Origin of the sequence: Serratia rhizosphaerae, from assembly GCF_009817885.1 — a bacterium.
GTDB lineage: Bacteria > Pseudomonadota > Gammaproteobacteria > Enterobacterales > Enterobacteriaceae > Serratia_B > Serratia_B rhizosphaerae.
The window spans coordinates 557,875-581,060 of the sequence record NZ_CP041764.1; the positions used below are offsets into that span (position 1 = coordinate 557,875).

Genomic DNA, 23,186 nt, shown 5'->3' on the forward strand with positions numbered 1-23,186 from the left:
TACGTCAGGACGTAAATAGTTGACGCCGGACCAGAAAACAACGCTTCTGGCCCGGCGACGGATTATTCAAAGAACTGACTGATTTTGGCTTTCAGAATATCGATTGCAATGCGGTTTTTACCACCGCGCGGCACGATAATGTCGGCATACTGTTTGGAAGGCTCAATAAACTGCAGGAACATCGGGCGCACGGTTTTCTGGTACTGCGCCATCACGGAATCCATGGAGCGTCCGCGCTCATTGACGTCGCGCTTCATGCGGCGCATCAGGCAGATGTCCAGCGGTGTGTCAACGAAGATGGAGAAGTTCATTTCCTGGCGCAGACGCGGGTCGGTCAACAGCAGGATCCCTTCCAGAATGATCACCTTTTTCGGCTCCAGGTGCACCGTTTCGGTTTTACGCGTGTGTTCGGTGTAACTATACAGCGGCAGCTCGATCGGCTTGCCCGCCTTCAGCATCTGCAGATGCTGGAACAGCAGGCTGTGGTCCATGGCGCTCGGGTGGTCGTAGTTGGTTTTGACCCGCTCTTCCATGGTCAGATGGGTTTGGTCTTTGTAGTAACTGTCTTCAGGGATCACGCCGATGTGTTCATCGCCGACCTGTTCGCGGAGTTCACGATACAACGTACTGGCGATAAGGCTTTTCCCGGAGGCAGATGCGCCAGCTATACCAATAATGACGCACTGATGCGGCTTGTCAGTCATAAAATTAAAGACCTGAATTCGTAGTGTGTTAGGGGGGGACATAAAACGCGACAATTATAGGGAGTAAGCGCCCGCCGCGCCACTCTATTGTCGCCTTGCGGCGACGAAATGCCGTGTTTTTTCAGCCGTATTTAGGAACTTTGTCGGTTGGGCGATGCCGTCACGCAGAGTAAACTCACGGCCAAACGCATTATTCCGATTCGCGGGATAAGTGAATAAATGGAGAGTTTCCCGTTGGATTGGCATTTTCTGACCTTTTTCGGCGACAGCATGCTGCTGCTGCCCACCGCTTTGATTCTGTTCCTCGTCTTGATCTCTTCGGCCGCGACCCGTCGCGCCGGCTGGCAGTGGGGCTTTATCTTCGGCGGCGTCGGCGCGGTTGTCTGCGCCTCCAAACTGGCCTTTATCGGCTGGGGCATCGGCAGCGCCGAGTACGACTTTACCGGCTTCAGCGGCCATTCGGCGCTCTCCGCCAGCATCTGGCCGGCATTTTTGTGGCTGATCTGCGCCCGCAGCCATCCGCTGCTGCGGCGTGCCGCAGTGCTGCTGGGCTATCTGCTGCCGCTCGCCATCGGCTGGTCGCGGCTGGTTATTCACGCCCACTCCACATCTGAGGTCATCGCCGGTCTGGCGCTGGGGCTCTCCGCCAGCTCGCTGTTCCTGCTGCTGCAGCGCCGCAGCAGCCCGCCGCGGCTTGGCGTGGTCAAGACCCTGATTCTGCTGGCGCTGCCGGTGCTTTTGATGGGACACCGCCAGCCGGCGCCGACGCAAAGCCTGCTGGAAAAGATAGCGGTCACCCTGGCGGATCGGGAGCGCCCCTATACCCGCGCAGATTTGCATAATCTTCTGAAATAATTCAGCATAAAAAAACCGGCTGCGCGCCGGTTTTTTTTTATTTTGTTGCAGACGGTTCACACCGCGCGGAACGCGATCTCCGTCGGGATCGCCTCTCCCTGCCAGTACATTTGTGCCGCCACGCGTCCCGCCAGCTGGCGATACATCTCGGCAAACTCGCTGTCCGGACGGCTTACCACCGTCGGCTGGCCGCGGTCCAGATCTTCACGCAGCGAAATATGCAGCGGCATCTGTCCCAGCAGGCGGCTGTGGTATTTCTCCACCAGCTTCTCCGCCCCGCCGGTGCCGAAGATCGGCTCATGATGTCCGCAGTTGCTGCAGATATGCACGCTCATGTTTTCCACAATGCCCAATACCGGCACCTGGACTTTTTCAAACATCACGATGCCCTTCGCCGCATCCAGCAGCGCGATATCCTGCGGGGTGGTGACCACCAGCGCGCCGGTGACCGGGATATTCTGCGACAGCGTCAGCTGAATGTCGCCAGTGCCCGGCGGCATATCCAGCACCAGGTAATCCAGATCCGGCCACAGGGTATCCTGCAGCAGCTGCATCAGCGCCTTGCTGGCCATCGGCCCGCGCCAGACCATGGCGTTGTCATCGGTCACCAGATAGCCGATGGAGTTGGTCGCCAGGCCGTGCGCCATAATCGGCGCCATATGCTGGCCGTCCGGCGAGGTCGGGCGTTCATGTTCTGTGCCCAGCATATTGGGGATCGACGGGCCATAGATATCCGCATCCAGGATGCCGACCTTGGCGCCTTCCGCCGCCAGCGCCAGCGCCAGGTTTACCGCGGTGCTGGATTTTCCCACCCCGCCCTTGCCGGAGCTGACGGCGATAATGTTGCGCACGCCGTTGACGCCGGCCTGCGCATTGGCGCGTTTCAGCGTGGCGATGTCATGTTTCAGTTTCCAGTCGATAGCCTGTGCGCCGGTCACGCGCAGCAATTCCGCGCTCACGCTGTCCTGCAGCGCCGCAAAGCCGCTGTTCCAGGCAAACGGCATGGCGAGTTCGATATGCAGCACGTTGTCCAGCAGCGCGCAGTGGTGAATCGCTTTCAGCGCCGTCAGGTTATTTTTTAACGTCGGGTGTTCAAAGGCGGCCAGTACACCGGTCACCAGGGCGCGCAGAACTTCGGGGTTGGTCTGCTCAGGGGATTTTGCGTTCATCCCGGCTCCTCGATTGAAATAAATGCAAGTGAATAGCGTCAATCTCAAGCATACCAGAACTCAGGCGCGCTGACTCGCACCGCTACGTCGCCATCGTGGTATAGCCCTAGCCGCGAGGCGTGCGATCGGTTAACATCGAAGGCCCTTTTTACTTACTACAGAAAGCAAGTTCTTAACTATGGCTCAAGTCGCGAAAAAATTATTGGTGACGTGCGCGCTACCGTACGCAAATGGTTCCATCCATCTCGGCCACATGCTCGAGCACATCCAGGCAGATATCTGGGTTCGTTACCAACGAATGCGCGGCAACGAAGTTCATTTCATCTGTGCGGACGACGCGCACGGCACGCCAATCATGCTGAAAGCCCAGCAGCTGGGCGTTTCGCCGGAAGATATGATTGCCGAAATGAGCCAGGAGCATCAGCAGGATTTCGCCGGTTTCAACATCAGCTACGACAACTACCACTCGACCCACAGCGATGAGAACCGCGAGTTGTCCAGTCTGATTTACCGCCGCCTGAAAGAGAACGGCTTTATCAAGAACCGGACGATTTCTCAGCTGTACGATCCGGAGAAAGGCATGTTCCTGCCGGACCGCTTTGTCAAAGGCACCTGTCCGAAGTGCAAATCGCCGGATCAGTACGGCGACAACTGCGAAGTGTGCGGCGCCACCTACAGCCCGACCGAACTGATCGAGCCGAAGTCCGCGGTTTCCGGCGCCACGCCGGTGATGCGCGACTCCGAACACTTCTTCTTCGACCTGCCGTCCTTTAGCGAAATGCTGCAGGCGTGGACGCGCTCCGGCGCGCTGCAAGAGCAGGTGGCGAACAAAATGCAGGAGTGGTTCGAATCCGGCCTGCACCAGTGGGACATCTCCCGCGACGCACCCTATTTCGGCTTCGAAATTCCCGATGCGCCGGGCAAATACTTCTACGTCTGGCTGGACGCGCCGATCGGCTATATGGGCTCCTTTAAGAACCTGTGCGACAAGCGCGGCGATCTGGACTTCGACGAGTTCTGGCGCAAGGATTCCACCACCGAGCTGTATCACTTTATCGGCAAAGACATCGTCTATTTCCACAGCCTGTTCTGGCCGGCGATGCTGGAAGGCAGCAACTTCCGCAAGCCAACCAACCTGTTCGTTCACGGCTACGTAACGGTTAACGGCGCCAAGATGTCCAAATCGCGCGGCACCTTTATCAAGGCCGGCACCTACCTGAAGCATCTGGACGCCGACTGCCTGCGCTATTACTACGCCGCCAAGCTGTCTTCACGCATCGACGACATCGACCTCAACCTGGAAGATTTCGTGCAGCGCGTCAACGCCGATATCGTCAACAAGGTGGTCAACCTGGCGTCACGCAACGCCGGCTTTATCAAGAAGCGTTTCGACGGCCGGCTGGCGGACCAACTGGCGGATCCGGCGCTGTATCAGACCTTTACCGACGCAGCAGCCAGCATCGCCGACGCCTATGCCAGCCGCGAGTTCAGCCGCGCCGTGCGTGAAATCATGGCGCTGGCGGATCTGGCCAACCGCTACGTCGACGAGCAGGCGCCTTGGGTAGTGGCGAAGGAGGAAGGCCGCGACGCCGACCTGCAGGCCATCTGCTCGATGGGCATCAACCTGTTCCGCGTGTTGATGACCTACCTGAAGCCGGTGCTGCCGTCGCTGGCGCAGCGCGCCGAAGAATTCCTGAACTGCGAACTGAGCTGGGACAGCGTGCAGCAGCCGCTGCTGGATCATCAGGTCAACGCCTTTAAGGCGCTGTTCAATCGTATCGAGCTCGACAAGGTTAACGACATGGTCAACGCCTCCAAAGAAGATATGGCCGCCAGCCAGGCGCCGGCAGTCACCGGTCCGCTGGCGGACGATCCTATCCAGGACACCATCACTTTTGACGACTTCGCCAAGGTTGATATGCGCATCGCGCTGATCAAAAGCGCCGATTTCGTTGAAGGCTCGGACAAACTGCTGAAGCTGCAGCTGGATCTGGGCGGTGAAAACCGTCAGATCTTCTCCGGCATCCGCTCCGCTTACCCGGATCCGAAGCAGTTGGAAGGGCGTCTGACCATCATGGTCGCCAACCTGGCGCCGCGCAAAATGCGCTTTGGTATTTCCGAAGGCATGGTGATGGCCGCCGGCCCGGGCGGGAAGGAAATCTTCCTGCTGAGCCCGGACAGCGGCGCGCAGCCGGGCATGCAGGTGAAGTAACGCCGTTATCACACACCAAGGGTCGAGCCAGCTCGGCCCTTTTTTATGGCCGATAAATAGCCATATTTTCACCAAAAAAATCCCCCTGAAAGGGATGTTTTATCCTGCCATTCCCCTCCACGCCGGAGATTGCCACCGTTTCGCACTTTCCGTACCGCCAGCCGCCGCCAATGGGCTATGTTATCAACTCCAATTTGACGACCGTATGCATCCACAGGTGCTGTTATGAAGGGATTCCCCCCGCTGATCAATACGCTGTTGGCCACCTCGCTGGTGCTGACCATCGGCCGCGGCATCACGCTGCCGTTTATCGCCATTTACCTGAGCGAACACTTCCGCCTGTTGCCCACCGGCGTTGGCATCGTCCTCGGCTGCAGCCTGAGCATCGGCATCATCACCAGCCTGTACGGCGGCTATCTGGTGGACAAGTTTAGCAAAAATACGCTGATGATCGCCGCCATCCTGCTGTACGGGCTGAGCTTCTTTCTGATGCCGTCGATCGCACGGCCCGGCGGCATGGTGGCGATTCTGGCGGTATTGCATACCACCTATTCGGTGCTGAATATTACCATCAAGGCCTGTTTTGCCGAATGGCTACCGGTTGCGCAGCGTACGCGCGTCTTCTCCATCAACTACACCCTGATCAACGTCGGCTGGGCGGTCGGCTCCTCGCTTGGCGTCTGGGTAGCCGGCTTCGGGGTTCTGCTGCCGTTTTACCTGTCCGGCGGCCTGACGCTGCTGGTGGTTATCGTGCTGCATTTCCGCCTGCGGCAGCCGCAACAGCCGCCGAAAACGGCAGGCACCACCGTGCCCCTGCCTGCCAACTTTCGCCAGACGTTTGGCATCCTGCGCCGCGACCACCGGCTGCTCTACTTTACCCTCGGCAGTACGCTGGGCGCGGTGGTATTCGGCCAGTTTACCGGCTATCTGTCGCAGTATCTGATTATCGCCACCAGTGCGGAGTTCGCGTACCGGGTTATCGGGCTGGTGATGCTGGTTAACGCCTGCATGGTGATCGCGCTGCAGTATCTGATGAGCCGCGGTATGCGTCAGGACAATATGCTGCGCTGGCTGGCATTCGGCACGCTATTCTTCGCGATCGGCCTGCTGGGCTTCGCCCTGGCCGGGCACTCGTTGTGGCTGTGGGCGCTGGCGATGGCGGTCTTCACCCTGGGCGAAATTATCGTCATCCCGGTGGAATACATGTTTATCGACTTTATTGCGCCGGCGCACCTGAAAGGCAGCTACTACGGCATGCAGAACCTCAGTAACCTCGGCGGCGCGATCAACCCGGTGCTGTGCGGTTTTCTGCTCAGCTACGCCGCACCGCCGCTGATGTTTGCCATGCTGATCGCCGCAGCGCTGTTCAGCCTGTTGTTCTTTTGCCTGGGCCACCGGCTGGCGCAGCGTCAGTCGGCGCAGCCGTTGGTCGAACAGGAGTCATCTACAATTAACCCATAACGTCAATAGCCCGGATGGGCATGGTTGAGATAACGATTATTCATGGTTGGTTATGTGGCGTAGATCACAGTTTAATTGTATGATGAATGCATCCGTTAAACAGGAAGGCTTATGAACAAGATGCTCACATCATGTTGGCAATACCTTAGAGCATTCGCTTTGATTTATCTGTGTCTGCTGGTCGGCAATGCGGTTTCCTCCCTCCTGCCGATCGCCATTCCCGGCAGTATCCTCGGCATGCTGCTGCTGTTCGCCCTGCTGGCCTCGCAGCTGCTGCCGGCCGCCTGGGTGCGCCCCGGCTGCAACCTGCTGATCCGCTATATGGTGCTGCTGTTTGTGCCCATCGGCGTCGGCGTGATGCAGTATTACCGGGAGATCTTCGACCATCTGGCGCCGCTGGTGGTTGCCTGCGCTGCCAGTACCCTGATCGTACTGGTGGCGGTGGGCTACTCCTCCCACTATTTCCATCGTGAACGGCCTCTGGTCGGCAAACAGGATAATGCCGAGGGGGATAAGTAATGCTGCATAACCTCTGGTGGTCGTTGCCGTTAACCCTGGTGGTATTTTTCGCCGCGCGTAAACTGGCGCAGAAACTGAAGATGCCGCTGCTCAATCCGCTGCTGGTCTCGATGGCGGTGATCATTCCACTGCTGCTGGCCACCGGCATCCCCTATCAGGACTATTTTCAGGGCAGCAAAATCCTCAATGATTTGCTGCAGCCTGCGGTGGTCGCGCTGGCGTTCCCGCTGTATGAACAGCTGCATCAAATCCGCGCCCGCTGGAAATCGATTATCGCCGTGTGCTTTATCGGCAGCATCACCGCCATGATAAGCGGCGGCGCCATTGCCCTGTGGATGGGTGCCACGCCGGAAATCGCCGCGTCGATTCTGCCTAAATCGGTCACTACGCCGATCGCCATGGCGGTGGCGGAGTCGCTCGGCGGCATCCCGGCCATCAGTGCGGTGTGCGTGATTTTTGTCGGTATTCTCGGCGCCGTGCTCGGCCATACGCTGTTCAACGTGCTGAAGATCACCACCAAATCCGCCCGCGGTCTGGCAATGGGCAGCGCCTCACATGCGCTGGGCACCGCCCGCTGCGTGGAGCTGGATTATCAGGAAGGCGCATTCGGTTCGCTGGCGCTGGTGATCTGCGGCATCATCACTTCACTGCTGGCGCCGTTTTTATTCCCGGTGCTGTTGCACCTGTTTGCCTGAGGCAAAAACTTGCGATATATCGCGCAAACTCATCATTCATTACATCAATTTCATCAATAAGTAGATATAAGTCACATTTTATTCGATAAAGGCTGCCTAGAATGTCCTCCCGTTAACACTGGAGAGACGTTCTATGCATCCGCGTTTTCACACCGCTTTCAGCACCCTGCCCGACACATTGCAATCCGCCCTGCAGCCTTATCTGGACGCACCTGACTTTCCGGCCATGTTCAGCGCCGATCAGGTTGAAGCAATCAAGCAGCACAGCGGGCTGGACGATGATGCGCTGGCGTTTGCCCTGCTGCCGCTGGCCGCGGCCTGCTCGTTAACCCCGATTTCTCAGTTTAACGTCGGCGCCATCGCCCGCGGCGTCAGCGGCAACCTCTACTTCGGCGCCAATATGGAGTTCGGCGGCGCGCCGATGCAGCAGACGGTGCATGCCGAGCAGTGCGTCGTCACCCACGCCTGGCTGCGCGGCGAAACGGCGCTGGCCGCCATCACCGTCAACTACACTCCGTGCGGCCACTGCCGCCAGTTTATGAATGAGCTGAACAGCGGCGGCGATCTGCGCATCCAGCTGCCGGGCCGTCCGGCCGCCACGCTCAGCCACTATCTGCCGGATTCATTCGGCCCGCGCGATCTGGATATTCACACCCTGCTGATGGACCCGGAAGATCACGGTCACCGGCTGGCGCTGAGCGACGCGCTGGAGATCGCCGCGCTTGACGCCGCCAACCGCAGCCACGCACCCTATAGTCAGGCCCACAGCGGCGTGGCGCTGGAAACGGCGGACGGCAACATTTACGCCGGCCGCTACGCGGAAAACGCCGCCTTCAACCCCAGCCTGCCACCGCTGCAGGCCGCGCTGGTCCTGCTGAACATGTCCGGCGGCGACTGCCGGCAAATCCGCCGCGCGGTGCTGGCGGAAGCGCAGAACGCCGTTTTCAGTCAGCAAGACGCCACCCGCGCCCTGCTGGCCGCGCTCGGCTGCCGGACGCTGCAACATCTCACCTTCTAATTCTGTCATCGCGGGGCTGTCCGGCCCCGCAGTTAACAGTCCTTCCCGCTGAATACAATGCCATTTACGTCTGAAAACACTTTTTTTAGTTAAATAAGTCTTTGATCGTCGATAATTAGCACAACTTCCCTCATGATCCGGTAACAATTACTGTACATATTTCCCGTATCTTTTAGGATCTGCGGTGATAAAAACAATCTGATACGTCTAAGAGTGAACTGATGGAACTTGAATACGAAAGCAAACGCCCGCTGTACATCCCCTATGCCGGCCCGATTCTGTTGGAATTTCCGCTACTTAACAAAGGCAGCGCCTTCACCGAAGATGAACGCAGCCACTTCAACCTGCACGGTCTGCTGCCCGAAGCGGTAGAAACCATCGAAGAACAGGTCGAGCGCGCCTACCGCCAGTATCAAGATTTCAAAAACGACAACGACAAACATATCTACCTGCGCAACATCCAGGACACCAACGAAACGCTGTTCTATCGCCTGCTGGACTCGCACCTGAGCGAGATGATGCCAATCATCTACACACCGACGGTCGGCGAGGCCTGCGAACACTTCTCAGATATCTACCGCCGCGCGCGCGGGCTGTTTATCTCGTACCCGAACCGCGACCGCATCGACGACATGCTGCAAAACGCCACCAAGCAGAACGTGAAGGTGATTGTCGTCACCGACGGCGAGCGTATTCTCGGCCTCGGCGATCAGGGCATCGGCGGCATGGGCATTCCGATCGGTAAACTGTCGCTGTACACCGCCTGCGGCGGCATCAGCCCGGCCTATACCCTGCCGGTGGTGCTGGACGTCGGCACCAACAACCCGCAGCGCCTGAACGACCCGCTGTATATGGGCTGGCGCCACCCGCGTATCTCCGGCGAGGAGTACCATGAGTTCGTCGAAGCATTTATTCAGGCGGTCAAACGCCGCTGGCCGAACGTACTGCTGCAGTTCGAGGACTTCGCGCAGAATAACGCCACCCCGCTGCTGAACCGCTACCGCGACGAAATCTGCTGCTTCAACGACGATATTCAGGGCACCGCCGCGGTCACGCTCGGCAGCCTGATCGCCGCCAGCCGCGCCGCCGGCTGCCGGCTGCGCGACCAGACCGTCACCTTCCTCGGCGCGGGTTCCGCCGGCTGCGGCATCGCCGAGCAGATTATCGCCCAGATGAAGTCGGAAGGCCTGAGTGAAGACGAAGCGCGGGCGCGCGTGTTCATGGTTGACCGTTTCGGCCTGCTGACCGACAAACTGCCGAACCTGCTCGACTTCCAGAGCAAACTGGTGCAAAAGAGCGAAACGCTGGCGCACTGGAACGTCAGCAACGATGCCATTTCACTGATGGACGTGGTGCGCAACGCCAAACCAAGCATTCTGATCGGCGTTTCCGGCCAGCCGGGGCTGTTCACCGAAGAACTGATCCGCGAAATGCATCAGCACTGCCCGCGGCCAATCGTCATGCCGCTGTCCAACCCGACCTCCCGCGTTGAGGCGCGCCCGGAAGATATCATCAACTGGACCGACGGCGCCGCGCTGGTAGCCACCGGCAGCCCGTTCGCGCCGGTCAGCTACCGCGATCGCCAGTATCCGATCGCCCAGTGCAACAACTCCTATATCTTCCCGGGGATTGGTCTCGGCGTGCTGGCTTCCGGCGCGTCGCGCGTCACCGACTCGATGCTGATGGCCGCCAGCCGCGCGCTGGCCGACTGTTCGCCGCTGGCGACCGACGGCTACGGCGCACTGCTGCCGGATATCGACGATATTCAGGGCGTATCGAAATGCATCGCCATGGAAGTGGGCAAGGCCGCACAGCTGCAGGGCGTGGCGGTGGTAACGTCTGAAGAAGCGCTGTCCAAAGCGATTGAGCACAACTTCTGGCGTCCGCAGTACCGCAGCTACAAGCGTACCTCGTTCTAATCAACACCCCGCCGGCCAGCATTCGTCTGGCCGGTTTTTCCTCTCCCTGAGTCCGCCGCCAACAAAAAGTGCCATGCACTCCCCGCATCGGCAGGTGGAGCGCTTGCGTCAAATTGTCAGGTAAAGTAGCCTTGATCCACCTTTTTTTCAGATTTATGCGCGTAAGGCCAAAACATGTGGAAACGCCTGATAATTAGCCTGTTCGTCATCGCCGTGGCGCTGATGTTAGCGGCTATCGCGCTCGATCGCTGGATCAGTTGGAAAACCGCGCCCTATATCTACGAAGAGGTGCAACAACTGCCGGATCGCCAGGTCGGCGTGGTGCTCGGCACCGCCAAATATTACCGCACCGGGGTGATTAATCAGTATTACCGTTACCGCATGCAGGGGGCAATCAACGCCTACAACAGCGGTAAGGTGAAGTATCTGCTGCTGAGCGGCGACAATGCGCTGCAGAGCTATAACGAACCGATGACCATGCGCCGCGATCTGATCGCCGCCGGCGTAGCACCCAGCGATATCGTGCTCGACTACGCCGGTTTCCGTACGCTGGATTCAATTGTGCGGACGCGTAAGGTGTTCGACGCCAACGACTTTACCATTATCACCCAGCGCTTCCACTGCGAGCGGGCGCTGTTTATCGCCCTGCATATGGGCATCCAGGCGCAGTGCTTCGCCGTTCCTTCTCCCAAGAATATGCTGACGGTGCGCGTGCGTGAAATCTTCGCCCGCCTCGGCGCGCTGAACGATCTGTATATCCTCAAGCGCGAGCCGCGCTTTCTCGGGCCGCTGATCCCGATCTCCGCCATGCATAAAGTGCCGGAAGACGCCCAGGGTTATCCGGCGGTATCGCCGGAACAGCTGGTGGAACTGGAGCAGAAACTGGCGGCAGAAAAGCAAAAAGCACAGGCCAAATAAGCCAACGGCCGGCATAATGCCGGCCGTTTTAGTCTTCCTAACGCCGCAGATGGCGTTCTCCCTCGCCGGCGCCGAGCGCCGTCAGCCGACGCCACAGCCACTCTGCCGGCCCCTGTTCAAAATAGCGCAGCCACAGCTGTGAAAAGCACAGGTTCGCCAGCCACACCAGCGGCACAATCGCCACCAGCTGCCAACGGTCAAGCTGCTGGTAGAGGCCGAAACGGTAGAACAGCGTGGTGCAAATCAGCGTTTGCAGCAGATAATTACTGAGCGCCATACGGCCGACCTGCGTCAGCCAACGTCCGACCGGCCATCTTGCCAGATGTCCCCAGAAGCCGTAGCACATCGCCAGATAGCCCATCGCCTGCAGCGGCGCGCCCAGCTCGCGCGGCACCTGCAGCAGAAAACCGCTCCAGCGGTAATCCCACTGCAGGTGCCACTGCAGCGCCACCGCCGGCAGCTGGATCAGCAGCGACAGCGGAATCAGCCAGGCCGCCTGCCGCCGATAATACGCCGGCGCAAAGTGGCCGCGCAGCCAGCCGCTGCGCATCAAACCGGCGCCGAACAGCATCAGCCCCGCCAGTTCCCAGCCGTACTGCGCGCCGATCGCCAGCAGGCTGGATGAGAGCAGATCCACCCGGTTGCGCCAGGCCTCAAACCCGCCCTGCAGTTTCCACAGCTGTTCATACTGCAGCTCGGCCGGGCCGGGCTGCCAGAAACTGCCCGGCGTACCATCGGTGGCAAAACTTAACAGCAGCAGCAGCGTAACGCCGATGCCATACAGCACCGCGCCGGTTTTCAGCAGGGTAAAGGTGTCTTTCGCTTCGCGGATCATCCGCCAGCACACCAGCCCGATCAGGCCGTACGCCAGCAGAATATCGCCGTCCCATAAAAAAATGCCGTGCCCCAGCCCGAACAGCACCAGCCAGGTCAGACGCGCGCGGATCCAGCCTTTGCCGCGGTGCAACAGCAGCTGCAGCCCGGCGCCGAACAGCAGCGCAAACATCGCCAAAAATTTGGCCTGGGTAAACAGATCCAGCAGCGCCCAGGCCCAGGCGTCAGACAGTGCAGGCTGGCCCTGATAGGCCGGGTTAAGATACGCCGCTTTCGGCAGCCCAAAGGCGCTGATGTTCATCAGCAAAATACCGAGAATGGCGATGCCGCGCGCGCAGTCCAGAGTGGCAATACGCGGCAGCGGCGCCGATGCAGGAGGGTTCATGGGATACCGCTGTTATTCAATCCGATAAAAATACGCCCGCAGGCGCAGGGCCATACCGGCAAATTCGCCCCGCACCCGGCGGGATGGGGGCGTTATATTAAGCATTAAAAATAGCGTATATGCCATCCTTTCGCTGGCGCTGCGGACAATTACAGGTGAGCAAGATGCTGACGTACGATTTCGCGGCCAATCTCCAGCGAAGCGGTCGCCGCCGGGGAAGGCGCATTGCACACGTGCAGCGAACGGCGGCCGGTCACGAAGTGGAAGTCGTCCACCAGCTTGCCGTCAGCGGTCAGCGCCTGCGCCCGGACGCCGGCGGGGCCGGGTTGAATATCTTGCTCTTGCAGCGCCGGAATCAGCCGGCGGGCATTTTCCGTAAACCGGCGGCGCGACAGCGAGCGCCGCACCTCCGCCAGCCCTTCCCCCATATACTGGCCGGCAATCTTCCAAAAGCCGCGATAGCTCAGCACTTCGCCCAGATCGCGCAGGCTGACGTCACATTTGCGGTAACCCTCGCGCTTGAATGCCAGCACCGCGTTCGGCCCCACGTCCCGCTTGCCGTTGTGCATGCGGGTGAAATGTACGCCGAGGAAGGGAAAGTCCGGGTTCGGCACCGGATAAATCAAGTGATTGACCAGATAATTTTTTTCACTGTTCAGCACAAAGTATTCACCGCGAAACGGCACTATTTTCATGCCGGTGTCATAGCCCGCCAGTTTGGCAATGCGGTCGCTGAATAGCCCCGCGCAGTTGACCAGCCATTTTCCCTGATAGCTCTGCCCCGGCGTCTGTACCTCGACGCCGTCGCTGCGCTCCGCGATCCCCACCACCTGCCGGCCAAAGTGGATCTCACCGCCGCGCTGCCGGATGATGTCCGCCAGTTTGGCGGCCACCTGCGCATAGTTGACGATGCCGGCGTCGGGCACCAGCAGCGCCTCCAGCCCGTTGACATGGGGTTCCCGCTCGCGCAGCTCGGCGGCCGACAGGCGGTGCACCGCCAGACCGTTCTCCAGACCACGCCGGTAGATATTCTCCAGCAGTTCCAGCTCCTTCAGCTGTGTGGCGACAATCACCTTGCCGCAGCGGTCGTGATACAGCTCATGCTGACGGCAGAAGGCGAACATGCTCTGGTTGCCCTGCCTGGCCAGGCGCGCCTTCAGGCTGCCGGGCTTATAGTAGATGCCGGAGTGCACCACATTACTGTTATGGCCGCTCTGGTGGGCCGCCGGGCCGGACTCTTTATCCACAATCAGCAGTTTCAGGCGCGGATTGTGTTCCTGCAACGCATGGGCGACGCCCAGCCCCACCAGCCCGCTGCCGATAATGATTACGTCATACATGGTTATGCCTTTCCCTCTTGTTCCAGCCTGCGCAGCTTGCCGCGCACGTTACTCAGGTGATGTTGCATATTGCCGGCCGCCGCCGCCGCATCGCCGGCCTTAATCGCCAGCCACACCCGTTCATGTTCATCGATCACCCGCTGACGCTCGTCGGCCCGTCCCAGGTTGTGACTGAGCGAATACACCAGCACGCCGAGATACAGTTCATGCATGTTGTCGAGGATTTGGACAAAAAACGGATTATGCGAAGCCTGCATAATGGCGCGGTGAAACAGATAATCCTGCTGATGGCCGATCTGCCCTTCGTGCAGCGTGGTATGGCGGAAGTCCAGGAAAGCCTGCTCGATATTCTGCAGGTCCTGCGCATTGCGTCGCTGCGCGGCCATGGCCGCCGCCTGCTGTTCGATCACCTCGCGCATCTCCAGCAGCGACTCCACCTCGCTGCGGTCAGCGACCTCCATCACCAGCGGTTCGTACTTGCTGAGCAGCGAATGCTGCTCAACCCGGTGGCCGCCGCCCTGGCGGGAAGAGATAATGCCGCTGACTTCCAGAATACCCAGCGCCTCGCGCACCGGCGCACGGCTGACGCCGAAGGCGTCGGCCAGTTCATTTTCCGACGGCAGCTTGTTTCCCACCGGATAGGTACCGTCATGGATGCCCGCCTTGAGCTGCGCCAGTACCTGGTGAGACGCTTTTCGTCTGGTGACTTTATTGATCATGCTCCTCCCCGTAAATCATGCCGACTCCTCCGGCGCGGCCGAACGCCGTCTGAAACGCAGCAGGTGCAGAGTGCCGGCAGAGATAATCAGCGCCAGCCCGCCAAGGTCGGTCATCAGCCCCGGCTTAATCAGCAGAATGGCGGCGCAGGTAAACAGCACGCGCTCCAGCCAGTGGGCCTTCATCAGCCAGAAGTTGGCGCTGGCAATGGAGAGCGCATAGATGCCCACCAGCGCGGTGGCCACCATATGGATCACCGACAGCACATTCACCGCGTCCCCCTGCATCAGCAGCATCGGGTTATACACCAGAATAAACGGGATGATAAAACCGGGCAGCGCCAGCCGCACCGCCTCCCAGGAGGTTTGCATCGGATCGGCGCGGGCAATGCTGGCGGCGGTATAGCTGGCCAGCGCCACCGGCGGCGTGATATTGGACAGCGCGCCAAACCAGAACACGAAGAAATGCGCCGCCAGCGGCATCACGCCGGCCTTGATCAGAATCGGCGACACCGTTACCGCCACCACGATATACAGCGCGGTGGAGGGCAGCCCCATACTCAGCACGATGCACACCAGCATCACCACCAGCAAAATCATCCACAGCGTGTTGTTGGTCATCGACACAATATTAAACGCCAGGGTCGAGCCGATGCCGGTCATGGTCACCACGCAGATGATCACCCCGATCGCCGCACAGGCGATGGTCACCTGAATCGATCCTCTGGCCGCTTCATTCAGCGCCTCGGCGATTTTTCTCGGCGTCATACGCACCGCGCTGTCCGGCGTCAGCCAGCTGGCGGCGATAATGGCGACGATCCCCAGAAAGCCGGCGTAAATCGGCGTTTTACCCAGCAGTAAGGCGCCAATCACGATAAACAGCGGCAACAGCAGCAGCCCGCGCGCCTTCAGCACCGCTTTCACCTGCGGGATATTTTCCTTACTGATGCCCTTCAGCCCCTGCTTTTTGGCCTCCAGATCGATGGCGATAATCAGCGCCGCGTAGTACAGCAGCGCCGGCACGATGGCGGCAATCACGATGGTGGTGTAAGAGATGCCGAGGAAGCCGGCCATGATAAACGCCGCCGCGCCCATAATCGGCGGCATGATCATGCCGCCGGTCGACGCCGTCGCCTCGACCGCGCCGGCGAATTTTGGCGTGAGTCCGATGCTTTTCATCAGCGGAATGGTAAAGGTGCCGGTGGTGGCGACGTTGGCGACCGCGCTGCCGCTCAGCGATCCGGTCAGCGCCGAGGAGATCACCGCCACCTGCGCCGGGCCGCCGCGACGACGCCCGGCCACCGCCAGCGCCAGATCGTTAAACAGCTGCGTCGCGCCGCTGACGCTGAGGAACGCGCCGAACAGAATAAACACCGCGATCGCAGTGGCGGCGGTCGACAGGGTAATGCCGAAAATCCCTTCGCTGGTCATAAACAGCCGGTACAGCAATCGCTCGACCGAAAAACCGCTGTGGCCGAAGATGCCCATAAAATACTGGCCAAACAGCGCATAGATAATGGCGAACGTCGCCAGGCTGGGAATAAACAGGCCGGTGGTGCGGCGCGCGGCCTCAAACAGTACGCCGATGCCCAGCGCCGCCATCAGGTAATCGGTGGTATTGGGCAGGCTCTTGCGCACCACGTGCAGGTCGAGATAGTTAAAATAGAAATAGCCGTAGCCGATCAGCGTCAGCACGATAAACAGATAGTCCCAGGCGTTAAATTTGGCCGTCGCGTGCTTTTTGGAGAACGGGAACAAAATAAAGCCCAACACCAAAATCCCGGTCAGGAAAGTGGTATTGCGATAAAACTCCTGGGTATTGGCCAGCGCGTTGGAATAAACGGCGTACAGCGAAATCGCGATCGCCAGCACGGTGGCGAACAGCGCATAGCGTCCGGCCAGCGGGCGGCTGCCGGCGCCCGCCTCTTTATCCAGCGAGGTATCCGGCTGCGGCGTCAAGGGCGTGGTGTTCATAGCGCCTCCGTAGCGCGATCGGCGCGCGCTTCTGGTGGAATAAGCTCGGCGGGGACATTAACCCCGGCTTCACGGAAATAGGTGTACGCCCCCAGATGCAGAGGCACCGACACCCCTTTCAGGGCATTTTCCAGCGAGATGTTTTTGGCCGCGCTGTGCACCTGATGCACTTCCGGCAGGTTCTCAAACATCGCCTTGGTCAGGTCATAGACAATCTTGTCATCAATGCCGCGCGTGGTGACCAGAATATTAGGCTGCGCGATGGTCGCCACCGCCTTGGTTTGCCGCGGGTAGGTATCCGCCGCAATCACGAAGCGGAACCAGGCGTTGGCGACGGCGTTAATGCTGGCCATCTGCTCATCGGTCACTTCCAGAATGCGCGAGGGCACGCCGCTGGCGTACATATCGGTCACCGCGGCGGCAGGCACGCCGGCAGGCAGCGCGCCGCCGTCAAGCCGCCCATCGCGCATCGCCGAGACGGTGTCGCCATAGCCCAGGTATTCCGGCGAAATGTTTTTCTTGCTCATGTTGACGCCGCGCAGGATAACCAGCGTCGACTGCTCCGTGCCGCTGGCCTGCGGCCCCACCGAGAAACGGCTGCCGGCGATGTCGTTCAGCGTGCCGTCCTTGACCTTACTTTCCAGCATCACAAAATGCTCGACGTTGGGCCACAGCATGGAGATAGAGCGCAGGTCGCCGTAGGCGCGCCCGGCAAAGTTCCCCACGCCCTGATAGGCCTCAACCGCCAGCAGGCTCTGCAAAATGGCCAGTTGGGCCTCATCCTTCTGCAGCAGATCGATATTCTCGATCGAGCCGGCGGAAGACTGCCCGGTCACCTGAATACCATCCGGCTTCAGCCGGGTGCTCCAGACATTAGCCAGACCGACCCCCATCGGGTAATACGTTCCCCCGGTTGAGGCGGTCGCTACGGACAGGAATGTCTTGTTTTCATTCTCTATTTTGCCGACGACCGCCAGTACCGCCACGGCAACGGCCGCAAAGGCGAACAGCAACAGTTTGATTTTTCTATTTTTCATTAAATTCACCCGATGTTTTGAAACAAATAGAAAACATTTACCTAAACTTGTATACAACATGACAAATTCGTTTAGCTAACCGCCATTGGCGGATTTGTGATCGGGATGAGCAAAAAACGGGCGATGCGGCGACAGGAATGTGACGCAGATAAAAGATCGGCAGCGGAATTGAAAATGCGGGAAAAAGCGGGGAAAAACGGCCGGCGCCCTCAGAACGAGCGCGCCGGTTTATCGTGCGTTACTGGTGGTGACGCACCGCGCGCAGGAACTCCTGACGCGTGTTCTGGCTGGACTTGAACAGCCCGCCCAGTGACGTGGTGGTGGTGGCGCTGGTGGCGTCACGGATGCCGCGCGCCTTCACGCAGTAGTGCACCGCGTCAATGGACACCGCCACGTTGTTGGTGCCAAGCAGCGTTTGCAGCGCGATCAGGATCTGCTGGGTCAGACGCTCCTGCACCTGCGGACGCTGGGCGAAGAACTGGACGATACGGTTGATCTTGGACAGGCCGATCACCCCGTCTTTCGGGATATAGGCCACGGTGGCCTTACCGTCGATGGTGACAAAATGGTGTTCGCAGGTGCTGGTCAGGGTGATATCACGCACCGTCACCATTTCATCTACCTTCATTTTGTTTTCAATGACGGTGATCTTCGGGAAATTGGCATAATCCAGACCGGAAAAGATCTCATCGACATACATCTTGGCGATGCGATGCGGGGTTTCCGCCAGGCTGTCATCGGTCAGATCGAGATTCAGCAGCTGCATGATTTCCGTCATGTGCTCCTGAATACGCCGTTTACGCGTTTCGCGATCCAGCATTTCACCGCGCAGCGGGGTTTCCAGGCCGCGAGCCTCCAGCGCTGCGTGTACCAGAGCCGCTTCTTTACTGAGTGTCGTCATTTGTGTGTCTCCAGCAGGTGGCCCTTGCGCAGGCGGCCGGCCGGCCACCCAACGTTCGGGGCTACTCTCTTTATAACTGCAAGGGTTCCGCATGGCTTCTGTCCGCCAGACTCCGGATGCTGGCGGCTGGCAAACAAACTTTCCTCAGCCGCTTAGCGCACTAAACAGCAGGGAATAAGAAGCGCAGCCAACGCGCCGGCAACTTGAAAGGAGGAAGAATAGAGCGTGAACCCGATCAAGATTTTGCCCCCACTGTAGAGGAGAGTGAGACGTTTATCCAGTGATTGTGTTTCAACCAGCGATGAAAAATCCGCATCTGCCCGGCAGAAATACCTGCCGCCGCTCCCTCACTCCCCCGCCAGCTGGCGTCGCGCGGCGCGTGCGGGGATTTTGATCACCAGCAGCCCGGCCACCACCAGCCCCAGCGTCGCCACATACAACGCCGGCTCCAGGCTCTGGGTCAGCGCGGTGGAAAGCGCGGACAGCATCGGCCCAGCCAGTTGGCCGACGGCGTAGCCGGTGGTCAGCAGCCCGGCCATATAGCGGGCATGGTTCGGCGCCAGCTCGCGGCCGTGCTGAATCGACAGCTGCACCACGCTGAGGAAACCGCCGCCGGTTAACAGTGCCCCCAACAGCAGCCCGCTGACGCCCGGCAGCGCTTCGGCGCACAGTACGCCCAGCGCCTGCACCCACAGCGTCAGCGCCAGCCGGCTCTGGGTGGTCAGCCGATGGCGGGTCAGGATGCCGATGATAATCCCCAGCACCGCCGCGCCGCCGAAAATCGGCCAGACGAACTGGGCGAACAGGCTGCCGGGAAAGCGCGCGGCGGCCATCTGCGACAAAAAGGTCGCCGGCAGAATATAGCCGAAGCCCGCCAGGCTGTAGCTCCACACCAGCCGTTTCAGCGCCGGCGTCAGCCGCAGCGGCTCCGCTGCCGCCTCGGCGCGCTGCAGCTCTCCCGCACGCGGCAGACTGAAACTGATGGCGCCGACCAGCATCAGAGCCGCCACGCCGTACAGCAGCCAGGCCTGCGCCGCGCTCAGCGCCAGACTGTGGATGGCCACCGCCAGCATGCCGCTGATAAAAATTCCCGCGCCGGGGCCGGCGAAGACCGCCGCACTCAGCGCCGGGCGGCCGTAGTGCGCCAGACGCTCGTTGGTCCAGGCCGCCACCAGCACCATCGCCCAGCCGCTGGCCCAACCGATAACAAAACGCAGCGCGCCGTGCCACACTGCGCCTTCCGCCCATGCCGACAGCAGCGTCAGCGCCACCGCGCCCCACACGCCCAGCCACAGGCGGCGTTCAACGTGGCGACTGGCGCGCATCGCGTCATAGGCGCCGCACAGGTAACCCAGATAGTTCAGCGCCGCCACCAGCCCGGCGCTGGTCAGCGTTAACTGGTGTTCGACAATCATCAGCGGCACCTGCGGCGTAAACGCGAAGCGGCCGATGCCCATTGCTACAATTAAAGCGATAAAGCCGCTTAAGGCTATTTTGAGCGCCATAACATTATCCCGATAGTGAAAAGAAAGTTGCCACTATCATGCCGTCGCATTACACTCACAAAAACTGAATAATCATCACAAAGTTGCTTACGAAAAGAGAACGGTATGGATCTGACCCAGCTTCGTATGTTTTGCAGCGTCGCCGAAACCGGCTCTGTCGCCCGCGCGGCCGAACTGCTGCACCGGGTGCCGTCGAACCTGACCACCCGCCTGCGCCAGCTTGAACAGGAGCTGGGCACCGATCTGTTTATCCGTGAGAAACAGCGCCTGCGGCTGTCGCCGATGGGGCACAACTTTCTGTGTTACGCCAACCGTATTCTGGCGCTGAGCGAAGAAGCGCTGAGCATCACCCACGCCGGCGAACCGGCGGGCACCTTTGCCCTCGGCTCAATGGAAAGCACCGCCGCCACCCGTCTGCCCACCCTGCTGGCCGCTTACCACCAGCGCTATCCCCAGGTTTCCCTGTCGCTGGTCACCGACACCTCCGGGGAGATTACCGAGCGCGTACGCGCCGGCACCCTGGCGGCGGCGCTGGTGGACGGCCCGCTGCAGCATGACGAACTCAACGGCTGCATCGCCTTCGCCGAACATATGGTGGTGATTTCCAGCCTTGACCATGCCGATATCCACAGCGCGCAGGACGCGCGCGGAGAGACGCTGTTCGCCTTCCGCCCCAGCTGCTCCTACCGGCTGCGGTTGGAAGCCTGGTACAAACGCGATGGCGTGCAGCCCGGTCAGGTGATGGAGATCCAGTCCTACCACGCGATGCTGGCCTGCGTGGCCAGCGGCGCCGGGCTGGCGATGATCCCGCATTCGGTGCTCACCCTGCTGCCCGGCCATGAGCGGGTGAAGGTGCACACGCTGCCTGATGATATCGCCGAGACCGCCACCTGGCTGCTGTGGCGGCGCGACGCCTTCAGCCCCAACGTGCGCGCGCTGAAACAACTGATTATTGAACTGGCTGAAATGCCGCAAACACAACATGAACCTGCCTAACCCTTTACCCAAGATCACTGAGGAGACGATGATGGAGATGATCAAAACCCGCGCGGCCGTAGCCTGGGGCCCCAACCAACCGCTGAAGATCGAAGAAGTCGATCTGATGCCGCCGCAAAAAGGCGAGGTGCTGGTGCGGATCGTCGCCAGCGGCGTCTGTCATACCGACGCCTATACGCTGTCCGGCAAAGATCCGGAAGGCGTCTTCCCGGCGATCCTCGGCCATGAGGGCGGCGGCGTGGTCGAGGCGGTCGGCGAAGGCGTCACCAGCGTCGCCGTCGGCGATCACGTGATTCCGCTCTACACGCCGGAATGCGGCGAGTGTAAGTTCTGTAAATCCGGCAAGACCAACCTGTGCCAGGCGATCCGCACCACCCAGGGCAAGGGCCTGATGCCGGACGGCACCACCCGCTTCTTTAAAGACGGCCAGCCGATCTTCCACTATATGGGCACCTCCACCTTCTCCGAGTACACCGTAGTGCCGGAAATCTCACTGGCGAAAATCAGCAAAGAAGCGCCGCTGGAAGAAGTGTGCCTGCTGGGCTGCGGCGTCACCACCGGTATGGGCGCGGTCATCAACACCGCCAACGTTCAGCCGGGTGATACGGTCGCCATTTTCGGCCTCGGCGGCATCGGCCTGTCGGCGATTATCGGCGCGCAGATGGCCGGCGCCGGCCGCATTATCGGCATCGACATCAACACCAGCAAATTCGATCTGGCGCGCAAGCTGGGCGCCACCGATCTGATCAACCCGCAGGATTATGACAAGCCGATTCAAGAAGTGATCGTCGAGCTGACCGACGGCGGCGTGGACTTCTCCTTTGAGTGCATCGGCAACGTTAACGTGATGCGTTCCGCACTGGAGTGCTGCCACAAAGGCTGGGGCGAATCGGTGATTATCGGCGTGGCCGGCGCCGGTGAAGAGATCGCCACCCGTCCCTTCCAGCTGGTGACCGGGCGCGTCTGGCGCGGCTCTGCATTCGGCGGCGTCAAAGGCCGTTCGCAGCTGCCGGGCATCGTGCAGCGCTACCTGGACGGCGAATTTGCACTGAACGACTTTATCACCCACACCATGCCGCTGGAGCAGATTAACGACGCCTTCGATCTGATGCACGAAGGCAAATCGATCCGTTCCGTGGTGCATTTCGCTAAGCGCTGAGCAGGGAGGCGAATTGATTATGACGACGTCACTCGAACTGCTTGAAGAACACCGAATGTTCGGCGGCTGGCAGCAACGCTACCGTCATACGGCGCAGACCCTGAACTGCCCGATGACCTTCAGCATCTACCTGCCGCCGCCGCGTGATGACAACCCGCCGCCGGTGCTGTACTGGCTGTCGGGGCTGACCTGCAACGACGAGAACTTCACCCTGAAAGCCGGCGCGCAGCGCATCGCCGCCGAGCTGGGGCTGGTGCTGGTGATGGCCGATACCAGCCCGCGCGGCGACGACGTGCCGGACGACGAAGGCTACGACCTCGGCCAGGGCGCCGGGTTCTACCTCAACGCCACCCAGGCGCCGTGGGATCGTCACTTCCGCATGTATGACTACATCAGCGAGGAGCTGCCGGCGCTGATCCGTCAGCACTTCAGCATCAGCGATCGCCAGTCGATCTTCGGCCACTCGATGGGCGGCCACGGCGCGCTGATTATGGCGCTGCGCAACCCGCAGCGTTACCGCTCCGCCTCGGCGTTTGCGCCGATCGTCAACCCTTGTCAGGTGCCGTGGGGGCGTCGCGCCTTCCGCGCCTATCTGGGCGATGACGAAAGCCAGTGGCTGCAATACGACAGCTGCCACCTGCTGGCTAGCGGTGCGGAAAAGCTGCCGGTGCTGGTCGATCAGGGAGACGACGATCAGTTCCTGGCGGATCAGCTGCAGCCGGCCAAGCTGGCCGAACTGGCGCGCCAGCGCGACTGGCCGCTGACGCTGCGCATCCAGCCGGGCTACGATCACAGCTACTTCACCATCGCCACCTTTATCGAAGACCACCTGCGCTTCCACGCCGAACACCTGTTCCGCTGATGCGCCG

At 60.3% G+C, this 23,186-nt stretch carries 20 protein-coding genes; 11 read left to right on the plus strand and 9 right to left on the minus strand.

What is annotated here, in order from left to right; genetic code table 11:
• Positions 1-62: 62 nt before the first annotated feature.
• Complete coding sequence (gene udk / locus FO014_RS02590; protein WP_015671637.1) at positions 63-704, minus strand: uridine kinase; 642 nt, start codon at positions 702-704, stop codon at positions 63-65.
• A gap of 270 nt (positions 705-974) precedes the next feature.
• Between udk and FO014_RS02595 the strand changes: the two genes are divergently transcribed.
• Positions 975-1,559 carry a phosphatase PAP2 family protein gene (locus FO014_RS02595; RefSeq protein ID WP_425500825.1) on the plus strand — a complete coding sequence of 195 codons (585 nt, stop codon included), beginning with the start codon at positions 975-977 and terminating at the stop codon, positions 1,557-1,559.
• A 56-nt stretch (positions 1,560-1,615) separates the two neighbouring features.
• Here FO014_RS02595 and apbC read toward each other — a convergent pair whose 3' ends face one another.
• Complete coding sequence (gene apbC, locus FO014_RS02600) at positions 1,616-2,728, minus strand: iron-sulfur cluster carrier protein ApbC (protein WP_105230409.1); 1,113 nt, start codon at positions 2,726-2,728, stop codon at positions 1,616-1,618.
• Positions 2,729-2,906: 178 nt separating this feature from the next.
• Between apbC and metG the strand changes: the two genes are divergently transcribed.
• The 7 genes from metG to sanA all read left to right on the plus strand — a co-directional run bounded on the left by metG (position 2,907) and on the right by sanA (position 11,470).
• A complete protein-coding gene (gene metG, locus FO014_RS02605; RefSeq protein WP_160027603.1) occupies positions 2,907-4,940 on the plus strand; it encodes a methionine--tRNA ligase in 2,034 nt (677 codons plus the stop codon).
• A gap of 225 nt (positions 4,941-5,165) precedes the next feature.
• Positions 5,166-6,401 carry an MFS transporter gene (locus tag FO014_RS02610; RefSeq protein WP_111737450.1) on the plus strand — a complete coding sequence of 412 codons (1,236 nt, stop codon included), beginning with the start codon at positions 5,166-5,168 and terminating at the stop codon, positions 6,399-6,401.
• Between the two features lie 111 nt (positions 6,402-6,512).
• The gene (locus FO014_RS02615) at positions 6,513-6,920 is read left to right on the plus strand and encodes a CidA/LrgA family protein (RefSeq protein ID WP_160027606.1); all 408 of its coding nucleotides are present in this window, start codon (positions 6,513-6,515) and stop codon (positions 6,918-6,920) included.
• A complete protein-coding gene (locus FO014_RS02620; protein WP_160027608.1) occupies positions 6,920-7,615 on the plus strand; it encodes a CidB/LrgB family autolysis modulator in 696 nt (231 codons plus the stop codon). The genes FO014_RS02615 and FO014_RS02620 overlap by 1 nt, the downstream gene beginning before the upstream one ends.
• 133 nt (positions 7,616-7,748) lie before the next feature.
• On the plus strand, positions 7,749-8,633 hold the full coding sequence (cdd, locus tag FO014_RS02625; RefSeq protein ID WP_160027610.1) for a cytidine deaminase: 885 nt from the start codon (positions 7,749-7,751) through the stop codon (positions 8,631-8,633).
• 221 nt (positions 8,634-8,854) lie between these two features.
• Positions 8,855-10,552, plus strand: a complete 1,698-nt coding sequence (locus FO014_RS02630) for an NAD-dependent malic enzyme (RefSeq protein ID WP_105230403.1) — start codon at positions 8,855-8,857, stop codon at positions 10,550-10,552.
• A gap of 174 nt (positions 10,553-10,726) precedes the next feature.
• Positions 10,727-11,470, plus strand: coding sequence for an outer membrane permeability protein SanA (sanA, locus tag FO014_RS02635; RefSeq protein WP_111737452.1), 744 nt, complete (start codon positions 10,727-10,729; stop codon positions 11,468-11,470).
• 37 nt (positions 11,471-11,507) lie between these two features.
• Here sanA and yeiB read toward each other — a convergent pair whose 3' ends face one another.
• The 7 genes from yeiB to FO014_RS02670 form a co-directional block, all read right to left on the minus strand.
• A complete protein-coding gene (yeiB, locus tag FO014_RS02640) occupies positions 11,508-12,689 on the minus strand; it encodes a DUF418 domain-containing protein YeiB (protein ID WP_160027612.1) in 1,182 nt (393 codons plus the stop codon).
• 149 nt (positions 12,690-12,838) lie between these two features.
• The gene (gene lhgO / locus FO014_RS02645) at positions 12,839-14,029 is read right to left on the minus strand and encodes an L-2-hydroxyglutarate oxidase (protein ID WP_160027614.1); all 1,191 of its coding nucleotides are present in this window, start codon (positions 14,027-14,029) and stop codon (positions 12,839-12,841) included.
• A 2-nt stretch (positions 14,030-14,031) separates the two neighbouring features.
• The gene (locus FO014_RS02650; RefSeq protein WP_105230399.1) at positions 14,032-14,748 is read right to left on the minus strand and encodes a FadR/GntR family transcriptional regulator; all 717 of its coding nucleotides are present in this window, start codon (positions 14,746-14,748) and stop codon (positions 14,032-14,034) included.
• Between the two features lie 15 nt (positions 14,749-14,763).
• Positions 14,764-16,719, minus strand: a complete 1,956-nt coding sequence (locus tag FO014_RS02655) for a TRAP transporter permease (protein ID WP_111737454.1) — start codon at positions 16,717-16,719, stop codon at positions 14,764-14,766.
• The gene (locus tag FO014_RS02660) at positions 16,716-17,756 is read right to left on the minus strand and encodes a TAXI family TRAP transporter solute-binding subunit (RefSeq protein WP_160027616.1); all 1,041 of its coding nucleotides are present in this window, start codon (positions 17,754-17,756) and stop codon (positions 16,716-16,718) included. Before FO014_RS02660 ends, FO014_RS02655 begins: the two co-directional genes overlap by 4 nt.
• 238 nt (positions 17,757-17,994) lie before the next feature.
• Positions 17,995-18,657 carry a GTP cyclohydrolase I FolE gene (folE, locus tag FO014_RS02665; protein ID WP_105230396.1) on the minus strand — a complete coding sequence of 221 codons (663 nt, stop codon included), beginning with the start codon at positions 18,655-18,657 and terminating at the stop codon, positions 17,995-17,997.
• Between the two features lie 347 nt (positions 18,658-19,004).
• Positions 19,005-20,162 carry a YbfB/YjiJ family MFS transporter gene (locus tag FO014_RS02670; protein WP_160027618.1) on the minus strand — a complete coding sequence of 386 codons (1,158 nt, stop codon included), beginning with the start codon at positions 20,160-20,162 and terminating at the stop codon, positions 19,005-19,007.
• A 105-nt stretch (positions 20,163-20,267) separates the two neighbouring features.
• On the opposite strand from FO014_RS02670, the gene ptrR reads away from it, so the two are divergent.
• The 3 genes from ptrR to fghA are packed head-to-tail and all read left to right on the plus strand — an operon-like array spanning position 20,268 to position 23,179.
• Positions 20,268-21,158: a putrescine utilization regulator PtrR gene (gene ptrR, locus FO014_RS02675; protein ID WP_160027620.1), complete on the plus strand. Its 891-nt coding sequence runs from the start codon at positions 20,268-20,270 to the stop codon at positions 21,156-21,158.
• Positions 21,159-21,189: 31 nt separating this feature from the next.
• Complete coding sequence (locus FO014_RS02680) at positions 21,190-22,317, plus strand: S-(hydroxymethyl)glutathione dehydrogenase/class III alcohol dehydrogenase (RefSeq protein ID WP_105230393.1); 1,128 nt, start codon at positions 21,190-21,192, stop codon at positions 22,315-22,317.
• Between the two features lie 19 nt (positions 22,318-22,336).
• On the plus strand, positions 22,337-23,179 hold the full coding sequence (gene fghA / locus FO014_RS02685; protein WP_105233247.1) for an S-formylglutathione hydrolase: 843 nt from the start codon (positions 22,337-22,339) through the stop codon (positions 23,177-23,179).
• Positions 23,180-23,186 lie beyond the last annotated feature (7 nt).